Source organism: Bdellovibrionales bacterium (genome assembly GCA_018266295.1).
Classification (GTDB): Bacteria; Bdellovibrionota; Bdellovibrionia; order Bdellovibrionales; family Bdellovibrionaceae; genus JACMRP01.
This window is the reverse complement of record JAFEAQ010000011.1, coordinates 138,203-160,917: the sequence shown is the minus strand read 5'-3', so window position 1 is coordinate 160,917 and position 22,715 is coordinate 138,203. Positions and strand designations below refer to the sequence as shown.

At 47.9% G+C, this 22,715-nt stretch carries 21 protein-coding genes and 1 riboswitch; of the genes, 13 read left to right on the top strand and 8 right to left on the bottom strand.

Annotated elements, in window-relative coordinates:
• The first annotated feature begins 139 nt into the window (after positions 1 to 139).
• A complete protein-coding gene (locus JSU04_09470; GenBank protein ID MBS1970527.1) occupies positions 140 to 892 on the top strand; it encodes a hypothetical protein in 753 nt (250 codons plus the stop codon).
• Here the strand turns inward: JSU04_09470 and JSU04_09465 are convergent.
• From JSU04_09465 to JSU04_09455, 3 genes are read right to left on the bottom strand one after another with little or no spacing between them, the layout of a single operon-like run.
• Complete coding sequence (locus tag JSU04_09465) at positions 873 to 1,781, bottom strand: hypothetical protein (protein MBS1970526.1); 909 nt, start codon at positions 1,779 to 1,781, stop codon at positions 873 to 875. The genes JSU04_09470 and JSU04_09465 overlap by 20 nt on opposite strands.
• Complete coding sequence (locus JSU04_09460) at positions 1,778 to 2,083, bottom strand: helix-turn-helix transcriptional regulator (protein ID MBS1970525.1); 306 nt, start codon at positions 2,081 to 2,083, stop codon at positions 1,778 to 1,780. Before JSU04_09460 ends, JSU04_09465 begins: the two co-directional genes overlap by 4 nt.
• 30 nt (positions 2,084 to 2,113) lie before the next feature.
• The gene (locus tag JSU04_09455) at positions 2,114 to 2,368 is read right to left on the bottom strand and encodes a helix-turn-helix transcriptional regulator (protein ID MBS1970524.1); all 255 of its coding nucleotides are present in this window, start codon (positions 2,366 to 2,368) and stop codon (positions 2,114 to 2,116) included.
• Positions 2,369 to 2,666: 298 nt separating this feature from the next.
• Here JSU04_09455 and JSU04_09450 point away from each other — a divergent pair, with 298 nt between their 5' ends.
• From JSU04_09450 to JSU04_09440, 3 genes are all read left to right on the top strand, one after another.
• On the top strand, positions 2,667 to 3,209 hold the full coding sequence (locus JSU04_09450) for a DNA starvation/stationary phase protection protein (protein MBS1970523.1): 543 nt from the start codon (positions 2,667 to 2,669) through the stop codon (positions 3,207 to 3,209).
• A gap of 92 nt (positions 3,210 to 3,301) precedes the next feature.
• Positions 3,302 to 4,720, top strand: a complete 1,419-nt coding sequence (locus JSU04_09445) for a hypothetical protein (GenBank protein MBS1970522.1) — start codon at positions 3,302 to 3,304, stop codon at positions 4,718 to 4,720.
• Positions 4,721 to 4,846: 126 nt separating this feature from the next.
• The gene (locus tag JSU04_09440; protein ID MBS1970521.1) at positions 4,847 to 5,734 is read left to right on the top strand and encodes an AgmX/PglI C-terminal domain-containing protein; all 888 of its coding nucleotides are present in this window, start codon (positions 4,847 to 4,849) and stop codon (positions 5,732 to 5,734) included.
• A gap of 9 nt (positions 5,735 to 5,743) precedes the next feature.
• Here the strand turns inward: JSU04_09440 and JSU04_09435 are convergent, their stop codons facing one another.
• On the bottom strand, positions 5,744 to 7,714 hold the full coding sequence (locus tag JSU04_09435; GenBank protein MBS1970520.1) for a M1 family peptidase: 1,971 nt from the start codon (positions 7,712 to 7,714) through the stop codon (positions 5,744 to 5,746).
• A 255-nt stretch (positions 7,715 to 7,969) separates the two neighbouring features.
• Here JSU04_09435 and JSU04_09430 point away from each other — a divergent pair, with 255 nt between their 5' ends.
• A complete protein-coding gene (locus tag JSU04_09430) occupies positions 7,970 to 8,734 on the top strand; it encodes a hypothetical protein (protein MBS1970519.1) in 765 nt (254 codons plus the stop codon).
• 70 nt (positions 8,735 to 8,804) lie between these two features.
• Here the strand turns inward: JSU04_09430 and JSU04_09425 are convergent, their stop codons facing one another.
• Complete coding sequence (locus tag JSU04_09425; protein MBS1970518.1) at positions 8,805 to 9,302, bottom strand: adenine phosphoribosyltransferase; 498 nt, start codon at positions 9,300 to 9,302, stop codon at positions 8,805 to 8,807.
• A gap of 105 nt (positions 9,303 to 9,407) precedes the next feature.
• Positions 9,408 to 9,504: riboswitch (purine riboswitch) on the top strand.
• On the opposite strand from JSU04_09425, the gene JSU04_09420 reads away from it, so the two are divergent.
• Positions 9,500 to 10,084, top strand: a complete 585-nt coding sequence (locus JSU04_09420; protein MBS1970517.1) for a hypothetical protein — start codon at positions 9,500 to 9,502, stop codon at positions 10,082 to 10,084. It overlaps the preceding riboswitch by 5 nt.
• Before the next feature lie 112 nt (positions 10,085 to 10,196).
• Positions 10,197 to 10,415, top strand: coding sequence for a DUF2892 domain-containing protein (locus JSU04_09415; protein ID MBS1970516.1), 219 nt, complete (start codon positions 10,197 to 10,199; stop codon positions 10,413 to 10,415).
• On the opposite strand, the gene JSU04_09410 is transcribed toward JSU04_09415, so the two are convergent.
• Entirely contained in the window at positions 10,365 to 11,717 is a 1,353-nt protein-coding gene (locus JSU04_09410; protein MBS1970515.1) for a hypothetical protein, read from the bottom strand. The two genes, JSU04_09415 and JSU04_09410, sit on opposite strands and share 51 nt — an antisense overlap.
• A 269-nt stretch (positions 11,718 to 11,986) precedes the next feature.
• On the opposite strand from JSU04_09410, the gene JSU04_09405 reads away from it, so the two are divergent.
• Genes JSU04_09405 through JSU04_09390 form a run of 4 tightly spaced genes read left to right on the top strand, consistent with a single transcriptional unit; the run spans position 11,987 to position 18,560 of the window.
• The gene (locus tag JSU04_09405) at positions 11,987 to 15,517 is read left to right on the top strand and encodes a response regulator (GenBank protein ID MBS1970514.1); all 3,531 of its coding nucleotides are present in this window, start codon (positions 11,987 to 11,989) and stop codon (positions 15,515 to 15,517) included.
• 43 nt (positions 15,518 to 15,560) lie between these two features.
• Positions 15,561 to 16,337, top strand: a complete 777-nt coding sequence (locus tag JSU04_09400; GenBank protein MBS1970513.1) for a protein-glutamate O-methyltransferase CheR — start codon at positions 15,561 to 15,563, stop codon at positions 16,335 to 16,337.
• Positions 16,334 to 16,915 carry a chemotaxis protein CheB gene (locus JSU04_09395; GenBank protein ID MBS1970512.1) on the top strand — a complete coding sequence of 194 codons (582 nt, stop codon included), beginning with the start codon at positions 16,334 to 16,336 and terminating at the stop codon, positions 16,913 to 16,915. The genes JSU04_09400 and JSU04_09395 overlap by 4 nt, the downstream gene beginning before the upstream one ends.
• Positions 16,916 to 16,937: 22 nt before the next feature.
• The gene (locus JSU04_09390) at positions 16,938 to 18,560 is read left to right on the top strand and encodes a response regulator (protein ID MBS1970511.1); all 1,623 of its coding nucleotides are present in this window, start codon (positions 16,938 to 16,940) and stop codon (positions 18,558 to 18,560) included.
• Between the two features lie 72 nt (positions 18,561 to 18,632).
• Here the strand turns inward: JSU04_09390 and JSU04_09385 are convergent, their stop codons facing one another.
• Positions 18,633 to 19,871 (bottom strand): hypothetical protein, encoded by a 1,239-nt coding sequence (locus tag JSU04_09385; GenBank protein ID MBS1970510.1) that lies wholly within the window; start codon positions 19,869 to 19,871, stop codon positions 18,633 to 18,635.
• Positions 19,872 to 20,197: 326 nt separating this feature from the next.
• Here JSU04_09385 and JSU04_09380 point away from each other — a divergent pair, with 326 nt between their 5' ends.
• Positions 20,198 to 20,989: a DUF4423 domain-containing protein gene (locus JSU04_09380; GenBank protein MBS1970509.1), complete on the top strand. Its 792-nt coding sequence runs from the start codon at positions 20,198 to 20,200 to the stop codon at positions 20,987 to 20,989.
• Between the two features lie 3 nt (positions 20,990 to 20,992).
• Positions 20,993 to 21,679 (top strand): hypothetical protein, encoded by a 687-nt coding sequence (locus tag JSU04_09375; GenBank protein ID MBS1970508.1) that lies wholly within the window; start codon positions 20,993 to 20,995, stop codon positions 21,677 to 21,679.
• Here the strand turns inward: JSU04_09375 and JSU04_09370 are convergent.
• A complete protein-coding gene (locus JSU04_09370) occupies positions 21,676 to 22,644 on the bottom strand; it encodes a hypothetical protein (GenBank protein MBS1970507.1) in 969 nt (322 codons plus the stop codon). The genes JSU04_09375 and JSU04_09370 overlap by 4 nt on opposite strands.
• Positions 22,645 to 22,715 lie beyond the last annotated feature (71 nt).

Genomic DNA, 22,715 nt, shown 5'->3' with positions numbered 1-22,715 from the left:
GCTTCGCTTTGAGAAAGTCCTGAGATGAGGCAGACTTATCTCATTAATAAACAAAAGCTATTTATGAACTAGACTTGATTGTTTAATCCTGTGAGACGAAACTTAATGTAATAGAACGTAATTCGCAAAAGAGGTGTCCGTGAGCAAGTTTCGTCTTGTTATCTTAGACAACGCAAAAGCACAACTCGAGAGTCCCGCAGCTAAGAAGATCCTTTCTGACGTTGTATTCATAAAGCAGAAAAACTTTCTGAGATCAGAACCAAATTATGTTGTGACAGATAAGCATGACATGATTGGAACCCATTTCCTCATATATGATACATCCAATTTCTTGGATCCTAAGTTGGTGTTTGCAATCCGCACGACTTACTTATCGAGAGCTACTCAACATCGCATCGATACTCCGTTGATGAGTATTATTCCGAAGCTCGATCAGAGTATTCAGAATACCTTTAACTCATTTCATGACCGCCACAAAGAGCTTGTCGATTGCAACGCTTGGTTTGTGGATCCTGATTATTCGAAGAAAAATTCCGGTTTGAATCTTTCGGCGCTGGGTTACTTTATGGTTTGTACAAATGTGATGCGGGCCGGGTACGATAATATTGTCGGTTGTACAAACGAAACTTATGGCGCGTCCCGCTGGGTGGAGCCACTTGGAAAAGTCGCTAAGGGACTTTTATTCGAACATCCTGCGGTAAAATCGCCACACATGATGTTGCTTGTGGAAAACTTCAATATGGATTTCTTCAGTTCGATTTACCAGGAGTACAAAGAGCTCGTCAGCGAAACTTTCGAAGTCTTTCCTGCAAAGGAAGGAGAAGAGATGATTCCCTTCTCCGCATTCTGTGAACAGATTTATAACTTGGATGTCAAACGACGAGCAGCTTAGTGGGGTTCGGTTTAATAGACAGATCAAATTCGTATTTCATTTCTACGATATTCCCAGAGAAACGCACAAGCTCCGCTTTTGGAAAGAGCGGAGTCATGCCCGCCAGATAAGGGAACCATGCCGAAAGAATACGGCGGTATCGCATTAGGCGGATAACTTTTTCTTTGTCGCCCTTTAGAAAAGAGTGTTCATCGAGTGGCAGGGTTGTCTTTAAGATATATTTCTTGCCGACGAATTGGCTTTTGTAATCAAAGTTTGTATCAAAATAGTCGAAGTTCTTCGCAAGTGTCTTATACACATCAAAGTGATTCTCAGACACGCTGAAAGTTTCGCCGAGAGCCGTGCCTTGCAGGCTCAAGAAGATCACACTTGCTAACGTATCCAGTTCTTCTTGGGTGAAGCCTTTTTGCGCCAACGTTTCAAGCAGGTCTGCAAAATAAGTGAGATTGATTTTGACACTGACGTCGTCATAAATCAGAGGCGACACGCTCATCGAATACAGTACTTGGTCCGCAAAGGCCTGGCCGCGGGTCAGAACGATGTAACGAATGATGTGCGCCGAAGTACGCAAGTAACTATTTTGATTTTCCTGGTAACGATCTGGCAACGATTTGAAGTCACCCAGCAGGCGGCGGCGAGCGAGAGCTTGATCGTAGTTCCCCATGAAAAGCTTATTTTCATCAATACCCACCATCTGCATAAGACGGGTGAAAGGCTCCGAACCGAATTTGATCGAAGAAGATTCGTCGGACCACCACGTCAGGCAATCTTCAGGCTTCATTGCAATAACATCTTGCAAGCGACGGAGGGGGAGGCCGAGCTCACGAATTAATTCGCGAAGTCTGAGGGATTCATTCTGATTCGTTGTTTTTTTGATGGATTTTTTCATACTGGAAAGTTCGGCACTAAGACCTTGGAAAGATCGTTAATATAAGCAACACCAGCGATTCTGCGAATTTCGTTGAGGTCCTCAGCTTCAAAACCGAGGGCCACTTGAAGGTTGCCAAAGATCCGGGGAGTCACATTCATACGTCCGGCCTCGATCCGCTTTATACTTTGGGGAGTGAGATCTGCTTTGTTGGCAAGTTCTGTCAAGCTCGCGCCGGATTCGCGGCGTTTGCGGCTAATATAGAGACCTAACAAGAATCTCACATGACGATTTTGATTGGGAAAGAAGGTTTCAAATTTCATTCTCTAACTCCTCCGTAAGCTAGTTCACTACTACTTATAAAACTTTTCTGTGAGTTCAGCCGTGACTTCGCCAATAGTTGTCTTCAGGATCACTTCGAACATATCAGCTGCAGAGATGTCATAGATTTGCGCGATTTTCTTAAGCGTTGCGACCGGAGGCCGGGAAAGACCACGTTCCCAGTTGCTGATAAATTGAGGGCTTGTATAGCCCAGCTTCTTAGCTACGGCTCCTTGAGAGATGCCGGCGGCTTTTCTTTTTTCTTTTAAGAATTTTGCTAAGTCCATTTTACATTCCACCTTTAAAGTTCAAGCTATAAATCACTTGAAATTTAAATATAGACTTAAGGCAGTTTATGATTTTTTTCAATGGGAATCTGTGTCAAATGGTTCGCAAATCTTTTTTTTTAGCAGAATTTTTCAATTTGTCGAAACGTTCGTCAGCCGCAATTTGTTCTTCTGTTTAAAGGATCGACATTCGTGGAACACTCTTTAACTACAAGTGATAACAACGTGAAATTTCCGTGAGGAAAAAGAGACGGGATGTAGAGCGCCGGTTCGCATATACTCTGCGTGGAGGTTTTTTATGGAAAGACGTGAAAGACAACAAGAACAATACAATGCCCGCAGCTCTCGTGTCGCGCCTTTGCGCACACCAACGGACTTGGGCGAACAAGCAACAAAAGATATTTCAGCAGCTTTGAATCTCGCTTTGGCAGATGTCTATGCGCTTTATCTTAAAACTAAAAATTTCCACTGGCATATGAGCGGAACTCATTTCCGTGATCTCCATCTTTTGCTTGATGAGCAGGGAGATCAGATCTTTGCGATGACCGATCCATTGGCGGAGCGCGTTCGCAAGCTCGGCGGAACGACTTTGCGATCCATCGGCCATATTGCGCGTTTGCAGCGCATTCCGGACAATGATTCTGACTTCGTAACTCCTCAAGATATGTTGGCTGAACTTTGCCAAGACAATCGCAGTCTCACAGCTTCTTTGCGCGAGGCCCACGAGGTTTGCTCAGAGCATCGTGATATTGCCAGCACAAGTCTGATTGAAGTGTGGATTGATGAAACTGAGAAACGTTCTTGGTTCCTCTACGAAGCCACACGCCAGATGCATAGTTAGTCGACAATTGTGAAGACCCTTCCTTATTCTCATTATCGAGCGTAAGGAGGGGACTCCATTCATTTTCCAGGGTTTGTTTTTATTCTGAGTGCATGAAACCACTTCTTGCGCTCTGTTTTGTTTTCTTCGGACCCACAAGCACTGCCTTGGCAGCAGATGATAATCCTCCGGCGGCTCCTGATAAACAAGCTGACGGTGTTTCTGGGCAATCCACAAGTTCGGTGGCCTTGACCGCCGAAGGTCAAAGCATCGTCAATAACTCAAAAGCACTGGCGCAAGCTATTCAAACCGCAGATCCTGCCTCGGGCACTAAAGCGACAACGCTGGCGAGTTCGTTAGCCACTTATTTGGACGATCAAGAAAGCTGCCGTTCTAAAGAGGTGACAGCGACGACCTACTGTCTTGAAAAAACCAATCCTGGTATCGCCAAAGCTCTGCCGATCATTCAAACCCTTATCTCGGGGCTCAGCGCCAGCATCAGCGATTCGTGCAGTACTCTGGCAAAAGCAATGAACATTGCGAACGAAGCTCTTCTGGCTTACCAAGCGACGTGCGCCGCTGCCAAAGGTGTGTGCAACTACTCCTGCAGCGGAGCCGCTACGAAAATTAAAAAAGCCCAAACCGACTTTTCGACTTTAGCAAAAACAGCGGAGGCGGCCTGCAAAACAAAGTACGCCAGCAGCGCGGCATCAGCCACGGCCTGCGTGAATGCGATTGAGACTCCACTAAAAACATTCACCGCCGCTGTAACGAAAGAAACAAATCCGAAGCAGGACTCGTCCGTCGCGCAGAAAAATGCGACCTGTGGCAGCTATGCAACTCAGCTTGCGTCTGCGTTGGTGGGTAGTATCGGTGTGATTAAAACCATGAGTCAGTCAAATAGCTGTTCTTCTGAGACCACCAGCACGACGACGGCCTCCACCGATGTCGATTGTACGTTGGAGGCCAATGCCACCAACACGGTCTGTATTTGTAAAGCCACTCCCCGGGCCGCGGGATGCAGTGAGGGCTTAGACACAACCGCGTCGGCGATGGCTGCGGATTCTCTCCGCTCAGCCTCGACAGGGACATACACAGCTCCTGGAAACTCGAGTGCCGATCTTGGTTCCGTCGCAGACTCAACGGAGCTCGGTGCTGCAGATACTTCGAGTAGCTCAGGCTCTAGTGGCGGAGTTTCGGGTGGAGGTTCCGGCAGCGGTCTCGGGGGTTCAAGTGCTGCAGGAAGCGGGACCGAGGGCAAGAGCCTCGCTCAACAAAAAAACTCGGGTTACAATACCAACGTTTACTCTGGTGAAAGTGGTGGCGGTGGCGGCGGTTCTTGGGGCGGCTATGGCGGCGAGGGGTCTCTCCGGCAGTATCTTCCGGGCGGAGTGAAGGACCCGACGAAGGCAGCGGCCATCGCAGCCCAAGCGGGGATAAAAAAAGAAGTGACTTCAGAAGGTGGAAAATCAAACTGGGAAAAAATCCGCGAACGCTATCGCGATCAGAAATCCACTTTGATTGATTACTAGAATCCGTCTCAGAATGAGGCGCTCAAAGTTTTTGTGTTGGGCGGTCTCGGACAACATGGTAACTTTAAAGCTCGCGCGCGTTCACGTATTCGCACGTCGATGTTCTGCATTTTTAACGGGGGAAATATGCGAACGACAACAACTCTTTTTATTTTCTCTTTATTATTGACGACAACTTCTTGGGGAGCCGACACCTTTGACATGGCTTTGCCAGAAGAGCAGCATCAAGGGCCTTCGTCGGGAGGCTTTGTTGATTCTTTCCAAAAAGATCTTGGCGGCTCGAGTTCGTCGCGTTCTTATGATTCTTCAACTTCTTATCAGGCCCCTTCAGCGCCTGCGGTTGAAGAAGAAGCGCCAAAGGGTGCTTACGAAAGTGCTTTTACTTCTTATCGTTCAAAGAAATCTTCTGACGATGAAGCTGTGGATCAAGCAGACGCTTGGCGTGCAGGCCAGGAAAAACCTGACAACTTCGACGTTGAAAACCTCAGCTACGCACCTCCGGCTTCTGCCTCAAAAGGCAAGCAGGCTGCGCCAAAAGCACAAGCTCGTGTGAAGGTTCAGCCGAAACATCAGCGAGGCTCTAGCAATCGCGCACCGGCCTCTGTGGATGAAATCCCAATGCCTGAAGGTATGGACTCTGGCTCAGAGATTGAGCGTTCTATTTCATCGGTTCCTGAAAGCAATGAGGTGATTCCCTCGGGCGTTTCAGCTAAAGACCGTAAGGCCATGATCCTGCAGACGATCTCGAGTAACTACGATGAATTGAAATCTTGCTATCATGATGGTCTTCGCCACAAATCCGACATGAAAGGAAAAGTGGTGATGGGCTGGAGCATGGATCCGCAAGGCCGCGTTTCGGGTGCTGAGGTTCAAACTTCTCAGCTGAATAACAAGCAGGTCGAAAAGTGTATGGTGGAGCGTCTTTCAAATTGGCGTTTTCCACGTCAAGCAAAGCTTCAAGGAAGCAAAGACCGCATGACTTACACTTTCCAGTTCGTGCCTGAAAGAGATTAAATAAAAACCCTAGAAATCCACACGGAGCGGTGTTTTCAACAAAGGCCAAGTCGCTTTGAGCGGCACGGCTTTATCTGAAAACGCCAAAGCGCTGTACTTCCCGTAATGCAGAAGTCTTGGGGCTAAGGTTTCTGCCTGAGCGCCACGAACCCAAGCTAAGACTAAGCCTGGATGGCTTTGCGAACGGGCCACGAGGGCCGTTTTAAAATCCTTGCGTGGATAGCTGGCCCCCAGCACCGAGAGCTCGTCGGGCGATATTTTGAAATCCTGACCCGCCAAAGCCTGAAGCATCAGTTGCTCATACTTTGGATTTTCACCAAGCATCACCACGGCGCCTTCTGACGGAAGGTCTAGGAGGATTTTGTCATCACTGGGTGTAATGACGGCTTCGATGGATTGCTGCCAGCTTTGTTGATAAGCCGAAACGAGGGCCGTATCACCGGTCAGCCAAAGTTTGCCGGCACCAAAGACATTTGAAAACCCAAGTGGGCGTTCGTTGATATCCAAATCTCGGAAGACGTCGACCTCCGGGTCCACCTCAAGAGTCTTCGGACGTTTTTCAAACTGGAACTGCAGGGCTTCAAGCCCCGAGGTCATGGTGACCTTCTCGGTGCGGACTTCGCCATCGGTCATCGTAAAGCGCACTGGCACGGTGAGTTCGTAATTCTGAGGACTTGCTTGAGTCAGTTCAAAGTTCACTTGAAATTTCCGTCCGGCGATAGAGGCGAGCTGTGGACGCTTTAGTCCCAGTCTCGGAGCTCCAGTTTGATCAAGCCACTGCTTAAAGAAAACCTTGAGGTCTTTGCCGCTGGTGTTCTCAAAGACGGTTTCAATCTCCTCATAGCTGATGCTTTTGCCGATCTGAGTGCGGTAAAGATCCTGCACCGCCTGATTAAAGACGGCATCACCAAGGTGAACTCTCAGCATATGAAAGAGCATCATCCCTTTACCGTAACCGATGGCTTGAGAGCTAAAGTTAAAGCGCTGCTTAAAGTCTCTGAGCGGGAAGTCCGCTCCGCCACTATGGGTGTAATCCTGAAAGTTCATCAGGCTTTGGCGGCGGTATTCGCGGTCGGATTTCAAAAGTTCCTGCTGCCAATGATCGGCCATATAGGTGGTTAAACCCTCGCACCAGTTGCCGCGGTCGTAATCAACAAAAACGCTGTTCCCCCACCAGTTGTGCAAAAGTTCATGGGGCAGGGACGAGTTCAAAATGTAAGGCAGGCGGATCACACCTGGACCTAACAGGGTAAAGGCCGGCATGCCAAAACCGGTTTCCCAGAAGTTCTCGATCACGGCAAAAGACTCATAAGGGTAAGCCCCCAATGTCTGCTGGTAGTGATCAAGGTAACCCGGCAGGAGGCTCAAAAAAGTCTGGGCCAGCTGAGGCTCCGGCGAGCGCAGATAAACCTTTAGTGGGACCGCAGCGCCTGTATCGAGCGAGTACTCGGTGAAGGCTGCGGCCACCAAATAGATCTCTTGCTGAGGAATCTTATTTTGAGACTTTGGCGACGCCAGCATCCAGCCCGGGGGCATTGTGATGTTCTGAATATCGTAAGTGGTCTTCTCATCAAATTCCGGCACCCAGTAGGTAGAACCAAAGAGCGCCACTCCGTCAGCCGAGATCAGGCCCGTGGAATCGTTATTCACCACAGGATCAAAAATCACCCCTGAGTAGGTCAGAGTGGCATAGCTATCATCAGCACCAGCTGTGAGCTCATACTCATTGGCAAGTTCTTGAGCCCCGGCAGCACGGGTCCTCTGCAAGCGATCTCCAGCAGAGGTCGCCGAGATAGAGAGATTCTTATTCAACAAAAAGCGATAACTCTTCCCAGCTACGACTTGCACGGTGTCTGTCACAGAGAGAGTTTTCAGCGCTGGAGTCAGAGTGATTTCCAAGGACTGGTGCGGGCTCGCAAAGGCGATGGCGTACGAAAAGAAGACGCTGACGAAACTGAGACAGGAAGTTGCTGTTTTCATAGGCAACGACATTAGTTCGTCTCGGATTGGTTTGTCAAAAGGGACCGAGCCTGTACAAAGCTTTTGCAAGCGTGTTGAACAATCCGACGACTGTCAAACTTATGAGTTGTAAGTATGCGAATTAAGATGAGAATTTGGCATTTTCCAGAAGATTTAATGAAAAAGATTGCTATACTGAGTTCAGTTCAAACAATAACAATCAATCAACACACCCGCGGCACGTAAGATTGTTCCTTATAGATAAGAGGGGTTTCTATGAGAATGACAATTATCCTTGCGTCGATCTGTGCTTTCCTAGTTTCTTGCGCCACACTCACTGGTGGAGGCGAAGGCCAACAACAACAAGATCAAGCTTCTATTGATAATGCATCACCATCATTGGATGCACAGACAGCACCGGCTGGTTCTTCAACAGACCAAGCTTATAGCTCTCCAGATATGGGCGGTGATTCAAGCCAGCCAGCGATGGAGGCTCAACAAGCTGAGCACCAAACAGCTCAAGCTGATGCAATGAATGAACAACGTTCAACTTCAGAACTGGATGCAGCGGCTCCAGAATCAACATCTTCTGGAACTGATAGTTTCTATGCTAGCTCACAGCCAGTGGCACCAGAAGTGGAGCAAGTAACGACTCCTCCAACTGAATTGCCACAAAAACAAGTCGCTTCTTGGGACCAGCATACGAGCACTCCTTCTTATCAAGAAGAAGAAAAGCCAATGCCAGTGAAGAAGTCTAAAAAAGTTGCAAAAAGCAGCAAACATGACAAAAAGAAAATCGCTAAGCATAGCAAGAAGTCTAAAAAAGAAATTGCTAAGCACAGCGCTAAAAAATCTAAGAAAGCAATTGCATCTCACAAGAAATCAAAAGTGGATTGCAAAAAAGTAGCGAAGAACACAAAGAAGTCTAACAAGCGTGAAATCGCTATGTGCAAAGCGGAGATCAAGAAAGTCGCTAAGCTCAAAAAGTCTGGTAAAACAGGCAAAGTGGCTCAAGCTGGCTGCCAATGTAACTATCGCTAATAGTCATCTTATCAAAGGAACAAAAAAAGGGACTCATCAGAGTCCCTTTTTTTTGTCTTTAAGATACTAACTAATATTGAAGCACCGATCTAACGGCGGCGCTGTTGAACTTCATCTGGTTCAAGAACGTCAGATTAATTAAGACAGCCACCTCTTCAACCTTATAGCCTGCTTGCGTGCTGAGATCGATGGCAGCTTGCAGAGTGCCACCGGTTGCGAGCACATCGTCCACGATCATCACGTGGCCCGTGCCTGGTGGGAGTTCGATCGTCGCCTTGCCGTACTCGAGATCATAGCTGGTTTTTAAAACAGGTGGTGGGAGCTTGCCCGCTTTACGGATCGGCAAGAAACCTTTTTTATGAGTCGTCGCAAGCAGCATAGCTAAAATAAAACCGCGGGATTCAATGCCTGCAAAATACTCAATCTTTGAGAGGTCCACGCCTTCAACCATTTTATGGGCGACGAAATCAAGTGCTTCCGGATTTTTCAAAAGCGGGGAGATATCGCGAAACAAAACGCCTTTGCTCGGAAAATCGGGAACATCACGGATTAATGCTTTTAAATTCATGCAAACCTCTGTCCGCAAAAGGTAAAACCTCGTTAAAAGGATGTCAATTTTTTCAAAAAATCCCAAATAATGGTTTTTTTAACTTGTGCTTCGCGAGTTCGGCCTGCTAAGACGCGATCAGTACTTTGTATATACCGGGAATAGGCCCGGCGTTTCTACCAAACACCGCAAATGTTTGACTACAAGGAGTTAAAGACATGGCTATTGTCCGTGCCCAAGTTCTATCTGTTGTTCTCGTTCTTCTTTCTCTCACTGCCAATGCGGCACCTATCCAAGATCTCTTTGAGCAATTGCGCGATTCTGGTCTTAACTACGAAGTCGTAGGGACAGTTTGCGAACAGGTTTCTCGCCTTGAATTGCAAAAAGCTTATCCTGCTTCTCAATATGAAATCATCAATGGCATTGAATACGGTGATGCCACTCGCACCATCGGTGAATTAGATGTCGTTATTTTCGAAAAAACGACTAAAAAAGCGGTTCTCGTTGGTGAGGTAAAATGCTGGAAAGATTTAAAGAGCGCTATTGCAAAAGCGCGTGATCAACGTCTTCGCTTCCAGAAATCTCTTTCTAAAGATATCGCTCTTCATGACTATCAAGCCGACTATGATAAGTCGCAATTTTCCAATGTTCAAAAATACGTTGCGATCGCGCCAAAAGGTGCAAAAGCAGCCGGTTTTGAAATGGATATGGAAAACAGTCTGAGCGAGCTCATGCAGCTTCGTGATATGTTGATCAAGTGCCAATACCAAGGCCAGTGCGCGGCTCCAAGCCACGATCACTAGTATTTAGTTACGGCGTATTTCCTTAAAATAAGACACTGACCGAGCGCGGTTTCCATATAAAATAAGTCTCATTCAGGGGGGATTTATGGAACCGCGCTTTATTCGTTCCCACATGCATATCAACTTGCATCCCATCGACCGCTGGATCCGAATCGTCGTCGGTACTGTTCTTTGCATTCTCGCGTTTCAAAACAATCAAGTTAACGGCTGGTACTTGATCGGAGTGATTCCACTTCTGACAGGTATTATCGGTTTCTGTCCGATTTACTATTTGCTGGGGTTAAATACCAATCGATGGGCCCGGGTCAAGGCTGATACGACGCGGAAGTGACGCCGGCAGTTTCACGATAAAGCGGGCGCCGCTGCCATTGCGGGCGTCCTGAATTTCGATGATACCATCATGAGCATCGACGATTTCTTTTACCAAAAAGAGTCCGAGCCCACTCGAGGCTTCACCGGCGGTCGGCTGAGCGGTCAAGCGTTGGTACTTCTGGAATGCTTTGGCGCGATCTTCTGGAGATATCCCAGGGCCCTGATCCTCAACTTCAACAACGACAAACTGATTTTCTTTAAAAGCCCTGAGAGTGATCTCGCTGCCGATCGGAGAAAATTTAACGGCATTGCCGATAAGGTTGACGAAAAGATCCCAAATTTTACTGCTGTCACCTGCCATGATGAGTGACTTTGCTTCAGGGGTAAAAACAATACGCTGATTCTTGCGCAGGGCCAGCGGCTGTTGGGCAAGGCAGACGTCCTCAATGCACTTCACCATATCAAAATCCGCAACCTGCTGAGAGGGCTTGCCCGTTGTGAGCGCCTTAGGATCCATCAACTGGTTCACAAGCCCCAGAGTTTGCGCCGACACCTGACGGATAATACCTGTCAATTCGGTGACAGTCGGGTGCGAGGTCTCTTCAGAGATGAGATCGGCTAAGCCTTGAATTGAACCCAGCGGGTTTCGTAGGTCATGAGCCGTGGCCTTTAAAAGATGGGTTTTAGAAAGACTTGCTTGTTCTAACTCGAAGTTCGCTTTACTGATCGACTGAATAGCTTCAGTCAGAGTTTTTTCGGTGCGGCGGCGATGGCGCGCATAGAGCACCCAGACAATCCCTATGATTGCGAGCAAAAGAATATCGACGATCGACGCAATCAGCACCTGAATGCGGGCGTTATTGTTCTGTACTCGATCACTTTCGAGGCGATCCTTCAGAAGGTTTTCTTCTGTCTCATCAATTTTATTGAGGCTATGTAAAATCAAAGACTGCTGCTCTGGCGACAGCGCTTGAACTTCATTGTCCTCGTTGAGAGGCAGAAGAGTGTTTAAGCGGGCGACCTCGGCCTGTTGAGCCGGGTTTTCGGCCGTCAGTGTCTGGAGTTTTGCAAGACGCTTTTTTAGGGATTCTATCAAAGGAGCGGATTCAACGGGGGGAGATTTCAGTGATCTTTGCAGTCTTTCAAAATCTTGATCGATGTGGCTGGCTTCATTAATAACTTGATAGCTCAAAACGACCATTTGGCCGGTGCTCTCGGTTATGTCCGACTGGCGAAGCGCGATGAAATCAAAAACGCTTCCCACTAAGACTGTCAGCGCCAGCGCCATCCAAAATCCGTTTCTTAATGAAAACAAGTTCATGGCGTCTCCTAAATCCTAAGGATGTGACAGAACTATCATACCAATTGGCAGAGTAAAACGACAATTCTAACGCAGCAGAACTTCTTACAAGAGGGGTCATGCTTGGAAACACATTAAATTCCTTATGAAGTTGATGTGAAGAAAAATTCAAATCTGTTCTAAGTGCTTGAAAGCAGAATGCGCCTCAAGAGAATCTTAAGCCGAAGGTTTGACCGCGCCAGCGATTGGTTTTAGAAAAAACTAAGAAATTTCGAAAAGGTAGAGGCTGAATGCAGAAGACTGTGGACCAACAAGTTTTTCGTAAAATGCTGGCAAGAAACGTGTCTTTGCCGCTCTTTCTTTCCGTTCTCAGCGGGGTTCTCTTTGTTTGGGTTATTTTTGTTCTATTGGAAACGAATCAATTGGCCGATCATTCGACTCAGGCTATTGGCAAGGCGTACCACGTAGAAAAGTTGTTGATCGACTCTGAAACCGGAGTGCGTGGTTTTGTGATCTCCGGCCAAGACAGCTTTCTCGAGCCTTACAAGCGGGCTCAGCAAAAATTGCCGGAAGAGCTTTCTTCCCTCAAGGACTTCGTGAAGGATAATCCCGGCCAAGCTGCCAAAATAGCGTCCATCGAAGACGCTCGTTTGCGCTGGCAAAACTTTGCCGAAGGTATTTTGCAGACTCGCCGGGCAGCCGGGGGAGGCAAGGCGCAAGCAACCAACTCTGTTTCTGAGGGCGCTGGCAAAGAGATCATGGATGGAATCCGTTCCACAATCACGGAGTTCATTAATACCGAAGATCTCCTTCGTCAGAAAAGAAACGACAACAGCAATACAACGACAAAAGTGACTTTAGGTATTATCGTCGCGTTGAGTTTGATTTTTGGTGTGATCATCGCGTTCTTCGGTCGGCGCCAGTTGATGAATTTGTCTGACACCTACGAGGGATCGCTCAAGGTTCAGATGGATCAGAACTTCCGGCTTGAAGAGCAGCAATGGCTTGATATTGGCCGTTCGGAAGTCAGTCAGCGGATGCTGGGGGATATGAATGTCGCGGATCTCGGTGCGGCGGTTTTGAAATATCTTTGTGAGTATTTAGGCGCCCAGGTGGGGCTCTTGTATGTCGCCAATGAGGATGGCGTTTTTGAAAATCAGGCAAACTACGCTATTGCGGATATTGGGAAAGCAAAGCAGATCCGCTTTAAAATGGGCGAAAGCTTGCTGGGTCAAGCGGCCTCTTCCAACAAGCTACTGAAGCTTCAGGAAGTTCCCGCGGACTATGTTAAAATTAAAACCGGTCTCGGAGACAAACGTCCGCACCATGTGGTGGTGGTTCCTTTTAAATCTGATGGTGATGTGAACGTGGTTATGGAGCTTGGTTTCTATGCGCCACTCCCACGGCGCGGTGAAGAGCTGTTGGCGGATGTCTCCGCCAATGTCAGCACAGCTATAACTTCAGCGATCTATCGCGAGAAGTTGGCGCGCTTGTATTCAGATTTACAAAATCAAGCTGAAGAACTTCAGGCACAGCAAGAAGAACTGCGCGTCAGCAACGAGGAGCTTGAAGAGCAAACGAAACTGCTAAGAGAAACGCAAACCCGTCTTGAAGCTCAGCATGCGGAGCTTGAGCAAACCAACACCCAGCTCGAAGAGCAAACTGAAGAGCTTGAAAAACAACGTGAAGTTCTCAGTCACCAAAACGAAGAGCTTCTGCAAGTTCGCGAAGGACTCGAAGAGAAGGCCGGCGAGCTTTCCCGGGTGAGTCAGTACAAATCCGAGTTCCTGGCGAATATGTCCCACGAGCTTCGCACCCCGCTGAATAGCTCCATGATCCTTGCTAAGCTTTTGGCTGATAACAAAGAAAAAAACCTGACACCAAAGCAAATTGAATTTGCTCAACAGATTGTGAGTTCTGGAAATGATCTCTTGAATCTGATTAACGATATTTTAGATCTCTCGAAAGTAGAATCGGGTAAACTCGATATTCACCCTGAGAAGTTTAAAATCAGCGATATTGTGAATTCTCTTCGTAATACCTTTAATCCTCTGGCGATGGAGAGAAAACTGGATCTGGTTATGAATCAGTCCGAGGATTCTCCAGAAAACATTTTCACGGACCGTTTGCGTCTTGAACAGATTCTGAAGAACCTTTTATCGAATGCAATCAAGTTTACTCATCAAGGGCAGGTGGCTCTGAGCGTTCGCCGTATCGGTGTGGATCGGGTTTTATTTACTGTCGCTGATACTGGCATCGGCATTGCCAAGGAACAGCAAGAGGTGATTTTCGAAGCCTTCCGGCAAGCCGACGGGACGGACAGCCGCAAGTACAGTGGCACGGGATTAGGTCTTGCGATCTCACGTGATTTGGCGCATCTCTTGGGCGGTGAAATCTCTGTGACCAGTGAAGCTGGCAAAGGCAGTCAGTTTGGTTTGAATTTGCCAGTGAGCTACGTTCACGCAATTCAAGCAACGGCGGAAATATCGCCATCCATTCCGCCGCTCGAGACCGTCGCACGTTCGAAGCAGGGGCCGAGCATTGTACCGCAGAAAAACAACGCCGAGAAAAAGAAGGTTCTCGAGCCAAATATGTTTGCCGACGACCGCAAGGAAATCAAGGATAAGGACCGCGTTGTTCTTATCGTTGAAGACGACGAGAAGTTCGCAAAAATTTTATACGAACTTGCCCATGAAAGTGAGTTTAAAGCGATCGTCACGGGGACTGCCGACGACGCGATTGACCTCGCCTCCGCCTATTCTTTGCAGGCAGTGCTTTTGGATATGCATTTGCCGGATCATAGCGGACTGTATGTTCTCGACAGCCTGAAGCGAAATCCAGCGACGCGCCATATTCCAGTCCACGTCATTTCAGGATACGATTTTTCTCAGCAAGCTTTGCATATGGGCGCCCTGGGATACATGCTGAAACCGGTGAAGCGTGAAGAGCTTAAGTCCGCATTTAAGAAAATTGAAGATAAGCTTCAGCAGGGAATTAAACGCGTTCTGATCGTTGAAGACGATCAGGTTCAGCGTGAGGCAATTGCTCGCCTGGTGGAAGATAAGCAAATCGAAGTTGTGACGGTGGGACTTGCGAGAGAAGGTCTAGATCGCCTGAAAAATGAATCTTTCGATTCGCTGATTATGGACCTTACTTTGCCGGATATGTCTGGTTTTGAGTTTCTAGATAAACTCTCGATTGATGAAAACTCATCTCACCCGCCGGTCATCGTCTATACAGGGCGAGACCTCAGCCGTGATGAAGAAGAACGTCTTCGCCGCCATTCTCAGTCGTTAATTATTAAAGGTGCCGGTTCTCCGGACCGCTTGCTGAATGAAGTGACCTTGTTCTTGCATAATGTAGAGTCCAAGCTTCAGCCGGATCGTCAAAAAATGCTCGATGCACTCAGAAGCCGCGAGAAGACTTTCGATAAGCGCAACATAATGATTGTCGATGATGATATTCGCAATGTCTTTGCATTGACCGCGGCCCTTGAACAAAAAGGTGCGCATATCATTATCGCACGGGATGGTAAAGAAGCTCTGGACAAGCTGAATGAAAAGCCGCGAGTCGATATGGTCCTCATGGATATTATGATGCCAGTGATGAATGGCTATGATGCCATGAAAGAAATCCGCAAGCAGGAACGCTTTAAAAAACTACCCATCATCGCTCTGACCGCAAAGGCCATGAAGGATGATCGCGACCTTTGTTTGAATGCAGGAGCCAACGACTATCTAGCGAAGCCAGTGGATATGGATAAGCTTATTTCTCTGATGCGCATTTGGATGTCTAACACCGACGGAAAAGGAGCTGTCTAAATTGCAAACGGAAATCAATGACACAGACATCGATGATTTTATCATGATGATCTTTGAACGTTACAATTATGATTTTCGCTCCTATGCAAGGAGTTCTTTGCGCCGTAGGCTGAGCACGGCCATGGTGAAGTTCGGAATGCCGACAATGGTTGAAATTAAAGAACGCGCCAATGAAGACGTCGATTTCTTTTTGGGCCTTTTGCAGTATTTAACGGTCCCCACGAGTGAAATGTTTCGCGATCCTCAGGTGTTTCAAACTTTTCGTGAGAGGGCGGTACCGGTTTTAAGAACGTATCCTTCCCTGCGCTTTTGGATCGCTGGCTGCAGTACCGGGGAAGAGCTCTACTCGTATGCTATTTTGCTGCATGAAGAAGGTCTTTTAGAAAAGACCACCTTCTATGCTACGGACATTAATCCCGTGAGCCTTAAAAAGGCTGAACAGGGTTTTTTTCCGACGGATCGAATGAAGCTCTATAGTACGAACTATCAAAAGAGCGGCGGCAAAACGACATTGTCGGATTATTTCTCAGTTGGCTACGACTCAGCTATGATTGATAAAGCATTACGTAGAAATGTGGTTTTTGCCGATCATAGCTTGGCGACGGACAGTGTGTTTGGTGAGATGCAGGTGGTCTCCTGCAGAAACGTGATGATTTATTTTAATAAAGACCTGCAGGATCGTGCTCTCGGGCTTTTTCACGAAAGTCTCTGCTTTGGTGGATTTTTAGTAGTCGGCTCGAAAGAAACTCTTAGGTTTTCACGCTGGGATCATCGCTTTAGTGAATTTTCGAAATACGACAGGATTTATCAACGCAAATGATGGATACATGGAAGAACCGAAAGTATGAAATGATCGTGATCGGTAGCTCTGCCGGTGGAATCGACGCGCTTAAAAGGGTTTTAGCGCGGTTGAAGGCGCCCTTTGGGCCAGCTATTGTGGTGATTCAGCATATTGCCCCGACGGCACATACTTCGATTGCGGATTTCTTTAAAGAGGTCTGTTCTCTCCCAGTGAAAGAGGCTGAAGATAAAGAGCCTGTTGCCGGCGGAGTCATTTATTTTGCGCCAGCGGGTTATCATTTGCTTGTCGAGAAATCGCGAACTTTTGCGTTGAGTGTTGATTCACCGGTGCACTTCGCGCGTCCCTCTATCGATGTTTTTATGGAGAGCGCCGCAGAAGTTTATAAAGAAAAATGTGCAGGTTTTGTGCTCACAGGAGCTAACAACGATGGGGCTGACGGGCTTAAGAGTATTCAGCAAGTGGGAGGAATGATCGTTGTGCAGAATCCTCGGAGCGCGGAGTTTAAATCAATGCCTGAGGCGGCATTGCAGGCGACGGAAACTTCTTTTGTGTTTTCCCTGCAAGAGATTGAAGATTTAATGACTAGTTTAGGCTAAGTTTTTTATTGGGAGTTTTATCTTGAGTACGAAACTTTTAATTGTTGATGATCGTCGTGAAAATTTATTTGCCCTAAGCTCTTTGCTTGAGGATATGAAGATTCAAATTTTTAAATGTGAATCCGGTATGGATGCATTGAATCTGATGGTGGACCATGAGTTCGCCCTTGCCTTGATTGATGTGCAAATGCCTGAGATGAACGGTTTTGAACTTGCAGAGTTGATTCGAGGCACGGAAAGAACCAAACACGTTCCGATTATTTTTATTACTGCAGCAAAAGAAAGTCCGAGCTTCACATTTAAAGGCTATGAAAGTGGTGCTGTGGATTTCCTGTATAAGCCGGTGGATCCAGTGGTGCTTAAAAGCAAGGTTCAAATTTTTATCGAACTCGAAGAACAGCGCAAGCTGCTCAAACAACAGGTGCAAGAACTCAAAGTGGCAAAAGAAGCCGCCGAAAAAGCCAATCAGCTTAAATCCGCCTTTCTTGCAAATATGAGCCATGAAATTCGCACGCCGCTTGGGGCGATCATTGGTTTTGCGGATCTATTGAAGATGGAAAATCCAAACCTTGATGAAGAGGCTAACGAGTATCTCGGCATTATTGAACGTAACGGCAATGTGCTTTTGAAGTTGATCGATGATATTTTAGATCTTTCAAAAGTCGAAGCGGGACATATGGAGCCGGAGGCGCTTGAATTTGATCCCATGCAAATCACGAGAGAAGTTTTTGAAACCCTTCGTGAAAAAGCTAATAACCGAAAAAACACTTTGGAGCTGAAGACGAGCGGCCATATTCCCGAGAAAATCGTATCTGATCCGACCCGTCTTCGCCAGGTTTTGACAAACATCATCGGTAATGCGCTGAAGTTTACTGAAAAAGGCACCGTCACAGTAACGACGGAGATTGTGCCTGAAACCAATCAACACCCGGAGATGATTGCTTTTAACGTGCAAGACACAGGGATTGGAATGACACGTGAGCAGACAGAGCGTTTGTTCCAGAATTTCATTCAGGCCGACGTGACGATGACCCGTCGTTTTGGCGGTACCGGTCTTGGTCTTGTGCTCTCAAAGCGTCTCTCGCAACTCATGGGTGGAGATATTTGCATCACTGCCAGTGAGCCAGGTAAAGGAAGTACTTTCCGTATCACGATTGCAACCCGACTGACAGATGAGGTCCGTGATGAAAGCCATTCACTTTATCAGACTCAGGTCGATGCGAGTGTCAAACCGATGTATCGCGAAAACTCACTTGCTGAAAAGAGTATCTTGTTGGTGGAAGACTCCGCTGACAATCAGTTGCTTATTAAAAACATTCTCAACGATTCTGGCGCCAAAGTGGAAATTGCCGGTAACGGGCAGGAGGGGATCGAGAAAGCTCTTGGTGGTAGCTACGATGTCGTCTTGATGGATATTCAAATGCCACTGATGGACGGCTTGGAAGCAACAACTCAGTTGCGGGGGAAGCACTACTCGAAACCGATTATTGCGCTGACCGCCAATGCGATGAGTACCGAGCGAGAAAAGTACGCCAAGGCCGGATTTGATGAGTACCTCATGAAGCCGATTAATCTTCATGAGCTCGTCGATAAGGTCGTCTTCTATTCGACCCACTCTAAAAAACAGGAGAGCAAAGAGGTTTGAATCTTGTCGGTATGAGAAGAAAGGGGCCTGATTCCTGGGGAGCATAGGAATCGCGAGCCCCTTTCAGAGAAACTATTTCACAATAAACTTAAGCCACAAATCGTAAACTAAGCCGTAACTATTGTCTTTCATCTTTACCACAGACTTATATTTAACCACGTTTCCATAGCGGTCCTTTTCCTGATAGCGAGGATCGAAGTGCAAATCCAGCACCAAGACACCTTTTTCTTCGAACGTGAAAAGTTCGTCGGCTTGGGCAATACCATCGCGATTTACGTCTTTCCATAGGCGAAGCTGCTCATAAACACTGTCTTCCGGTGTGATGAGGCCATCGCGATTCTCGTCGTATTTTGCCAGTGCCGCAAATCCGTGGGTTGCAAATTTTCGGTCTGGACCCTTCGTGCTATTCCCAAACATTTGGTCAATGCCAAGAACTTGTCCCTGCGAATCTGGCAGCACGACAAAATAAGTGTCAGCATCTGAGACGGCAAACCAGGAAGTCAGAACTTTTGTGTGGGCCGGCTGAATCATCTGCCCTAGGAGGTCAAACATCACACCGTCCTCAGGGGCTGTCAGCAGAATCGGTTTTGGCGTTCGCGTGTTTAACTGCACAAGAAGCGGGTCATCAGCTTCGCACTTCTTTGAATTAACCGGGTCCGTGTTCTTTGCATAGTTAATATTGATGGGCATCATCCCTGAGAGGCTCCCTTGATAGGTACTCAGGTCAAAGGCGATATTATTAGCCGGATAATTGCTGCTCACATCCATTGGTACGACAAAGAGAGGGTTCCCCATCGATAGCCCGGTACAGCTTGAGATGTCGACCGATTTGCCGTTGATAATTTGCTGACGGATATTATCAACTTCGCAAAGAACCGTCTTGTTATCAGAGGCGGTAATGAGAAGCTTTACTTCTGAAGTATTATCCCACAGCATTTTTGAGGAATGGCTGCCATCTCCAAAAGTGCACATGCGCGAGAAGGTGATCGATTTCGGGTTGCCCATGCCCATAGAAGGCATCTTCGGCATGCCAGTATCATTGCCAGGCAGAGTACTCCCGGGAGTGCTCGAGTCATTACCAGGGCGGGTGCCGCCGGGAGTGCTCGTATCGTTTCCAGGAAGATTGCCAGAGATTTGGCCATCATCGCCATGGGTTTCTCCAAGAATATCCGAAGCAGTTAAGGCTTCGCTTTTAGCCGCAGGATCAATGGTGAACTTCGCACGCGAACAGTTTTGAAAACTGACAATCATTATGAGTCCAGAAAATGTCCCTAAAAGGCTCATTGTGAACCACTTCGGTTTTATTTGCATAGATTCCCCCAGACATGTGTGTCTTACATAGAGCTGTGTGCAAAAACAGCGCCTCTTCGATATCGTCGTAAAAGACGATTAACTAAATCCCCGGATGCGTTTTTCAAGTTTGCTCAACGCAACTGACTACAAAACTTTGCACACATGCGAAGACCTGTGACAGAAATCCTTGAAGGACAAATGCTCCGAAACTCTCAGAAACACGGAGCGTTTTCAGGACCGGCGTTTGTAGAAAGTGTTCCCGTTTCATATATGCGTCGAAAACACTCGGTGGTGGCAGTTTTCTTTCGATCTCAGAGGGGAGATATGCTGTAGTAAGCCTTCCCATGAGCGAGAATTCAGAAAAGTTTAAATATCACGATGTCGGTGCTTATTTGTCACAGTTCTTTGAAAAGAGAAGGGGCAAAAATCCCCGTTACTCGATTCGAGCCTTTGCGCGGGATGTGGGTATTTCTTCGGGCCGGGCCTCAGAGTTGTTGCGGGGAATCTCCCTGCCGGGCCGTATTCTCAGAAAAAGAATCGCGGAAGAGCTTAAGCTCAATAAGAACCAAAAAAATCAGCTGAATTTGCTCGCGGAGAGCCATGTCAGCCTTAGAAAAAAGAGTCGGATCAAGACCGGTTATCAATTGAATGATAAGGAATTTACTCTTTTACCGGAATGGCAGCACTTTGCAGTTCTGAATATTTTAAATACAACGGATGTGCAGCCGAACACTGGATGGATTGCAAATCGCCTCGCGCTTTCCGAAGAGACGGTCCAAGATTCTCTGCAGAAATTAGTGCGCGCACGATTGATCGAAGAAAAAGATGGTTTTTACAAGACCGTTCATCAGCATCTCACATCGACAAGCACCATTCCGTCGGCGGCGTTACGCAGCTATAACCGCCAAATGATTGAGCGGGCTCTCTGGAGTCTTGACAATGTTCCGCTGGAATTAAGAAATGTCACTTCGATTATGATGACGGCGAACCCGGACAACCTCTACAAACTCAAGGTTCTAACCAACGAGTTCAAACAAAGAGCCGCGCAGTTATTCGGCGAAGGGGAGGCGACTGAGGTCTATAGCCTCTGTGTTCAGATTTTCCCTTGTACCGCAGTGGAATCACCCAAGGAGTGATAAATGAAAACGACCTGTTTGTTTTTTCTATTGATGTTATTTCAAAGCTTTAGCTTCGGTAGTACGACCGACTTTGGCAATGGCGGAAATATTATTTTATGCACGATGAAAAACGAATTGGCGCAGGCGACTTTCTATGACGTTTATGAATCCGAGGTTCGCTACAGCTTGCCGGTGCAGTTTCCTCGTGCCGGCGCCTGCCAGCTTAACGCCGATGGAACCTATTCGGAAAACTGTAAGATTGCGGCTCAGAAGATGGCCTCTAACATCGCAAGCCGCCTGAAAAAAATCGACGCGGCCTTCGAGGCGACGATTCAGTCTTATATTCGCGATTTCTGGGCGGATACGGGACTTGTGAATGCGGATCTATTTCCGATCGCAGATACCGGTCTTGGTTTTATCCCGCAAAACTGTAGCTTGAAGCAGTTAGCGATTCAGCACGTCCCGCGCAATAAGAATGACAAGCGTTATTATGTGGCGACGAATCTGCTTCGGCTTTTAGATGTGCAGAACCAGGCAGCCATGATTCTGCACGAAGTGTTTTATCATTGGGCGCTGACCCAAAGCCCCGGCATTCAATATTCGGAGCGTGTTCGCTACTTTAATGCTCTTGTGCTGTCGGGAAGAGTGACTCAACTCAGCTATCCGGAATATGTACAAGAAAAGGCGCAGCTTGTTTCCTCTGACTAGTTACAGATGATAACGATGACGCCGTTGCCGCCGGCTCCTGGGACGCGGCCGAAAAATGTATTTCCTCCGGCGCCGCCGCCGCCATAGAGAGCTCCGTTGCCGCTATTTCCAAAGGCGGCTCCGCCGCCTCCGCCTCCGCTACCAATGGTTCCGTTGAGGTCTGTTCCATTGCCGCCGTTCCCGGCATTTCCTGAGCCATTCCCACCGCCGCCGCCACCGTTGGTTCCGGATATTGTAGAGCCTGCACTTCCGGCAGCTCCTCCGGTGCCGGCATTGTTATTTCCACCGTTGCCGCCCCTTGTGAAGTTGACACCCGCTGCACCAGCGGAACCTCCCCCATTACCACCGCCGCCTCCGCCATAGCCGTTGATGGCATTTCCACCGTTTCCACCGTTGCCAAGCGGACCGGCGGCGCCGCCACCTCCGCCGCTACCGGCACCGGAGTAGCCTGTTCCACCGGTGCCGCCAGAGTAACGAGTTCCACCGGTCAAGGGGTATCCTGAAGCGGCCGCACCACCCACTCCTCCGGCAGTCGAAGAGCTGCTGCCGCCGCCTTTTGCAAGGAGAGTGGTCGTACTGACAAACCAGGTGTCGTCTCCGGCGGTTCCGGTGCCGCCGCCGTTGCCGACCTGATAATTCACACTGGCCCCTGCCGTGAGAGTCATATTGACGATCCCGGAATAGGCGCCACCGCCACCGCCGCCACCATAGGAAGTGCCGGTGGCACCGCTCCCTCCACCTCCGCCCCCGATGACTTGAACGGAGTTATTAGTGTTGTTCCAATTCGCCGGCACAATCCAAGTAGAAGCCCCAGAGGTCAGTACGAAAGTTCCAGGGCATGTCGGTGCCGGTGGGGCGGAGCTTTTCCAAAAGGCAAAGGGAATTAGCTGCGAGTGTGAGGTTTGCGGAGTGAAAAAGGAAGCGCCGAGGAATATTATTTTAAAAATGCTGCCGTAATTTTTCATGTAAATTCAGGCTAGCAAACGAACGAAGAATGTCTTTGGTTTAAAGGTCTGTGTCTCATGAAACTGCACCG

Coding starts and splice junctions, on each gene's coding strand:
- JSU04_09445 (MBS1970522.1), top strand. CDS start 3,302: ATGAAACCACTTCTTGCGCTCTGTTTTGTTTTCTTCGGACCCACAAGC.
- JSU04_09395 (MBS1970512.1), top strand. CDS start 16,334: ATGATGGATACATGGAAGAACCGAAAGTATGAAATGATCGTGATCGGT.
- JSU04_09380 (MBS1970509.1), top strand. CDS start 20,198: ATGAGCGAGAATTCAGAAAAGTTTAAATATCACGATGTCGGTGCTTAT.
- JSU04_09375 (MBS1970508.1), top strand. CDS start 20,993: ATGAAAACGACCTGTTTGTTTTTTCTATTGATGTTATTTCAAAGCTTT.
- JSU04_09440 (MBS1970521.1), top strand. CDS start 4,847: ATGCGAACGACAACAACTCTTTTTATTTTCTCTTTATTATTGACGACA.
- JSU04_09405 (MBS1970514.1), top strand. CDS start 11,987: ATGCAGAAGACTGTGGACCAACAAGTTTTTCGTAAAATGCTGGCAAGA.
- JSU04_09415 (MBS1970516.1), top strand. CDS start 10,197: ATGCATATCAACTTGCATCCCATCGACCGCTGGATCCGAATCGTCGTC.
- JSU04_09420 (MBS1970517.1), top strand. CDS start 9,500: ATGGCTATTGTCCGTGCCCAAGTTCTATCTGTTGTTCTCGTTCTTCTT.
- JSU04_09435 (MBS1970520.1), bottom strand. CDS start 7,714: ATGAAAACAGCAACTTCCTGTCTCAGTTTCGTCAGCGTCTTCTTTTCG.
- JSU04_09410 (MBS1970515.1), bottom strand. CDS start 11,717: ATGAACTTGTTTTCATTAAGAAACGGATTTTGGATGGCGCTGGCGCTG.
- JSU04_09450 (MBS1970523.1), top strand. CDS start 2,667: ATGGAAAGACGTGAAAGACAACAAGAACAATACAATGCCCGCAGCTCT.
- JSU04_09465 (MBS1970526.1), bottom strand. CDS start 1,781: ATGAAAAAATCCATCAAAAAAACAACGAATCAGAATGAATCCCTCAGA.
- JSU04_09400 (MBS1970513.1), top strand. CDS start 15,561: ATGATGATCTTTGAACGTTACAATTATGATTTTCGCTCCTATGCAAGG.
- JSU04_09370 (MBS1970507.1), bottom strand. CDS start 22,644: ATGAAAAATTACGGCAGCATTTTTAAAATAATATTCCTCGGCGCTTCC.
- JSU04_09460 (MBS1970525.1), bottom strand. CDS start 2,083: ATGAAATTTGAAACCTTCTTTCCCAATCAAAATCGTCATGTGAGATTC.
- JSU04_09455 (MBS1970524.1), bottom strand. CDS start 2,368: ATGGACTTAGCAAAATTCTTAAAAGAAAAAAGAAAAGCCGCCGGCATC.
- JSU04_09425 (MBS1970518.1), bottom strand. CDS start 9,302: ATGAATTTAAAAGCATTAATCCGTGATGTTCCCGATTTTCCGAGCAAA.
- JSU04_09385 (MBS1970510.1), bottom strand. CDS start 19,871: ATGCAAATAAAACCGAAGTGGTTCACAATGAGCCTTTTAGGGACATTT.
- JSU04_09430 (MBS1970519.1), top strand. CDS start 7,970: ATGAGAATGACAATTATCCTTGCGTCGATCTGTGCTTTCCTAGTTTCT.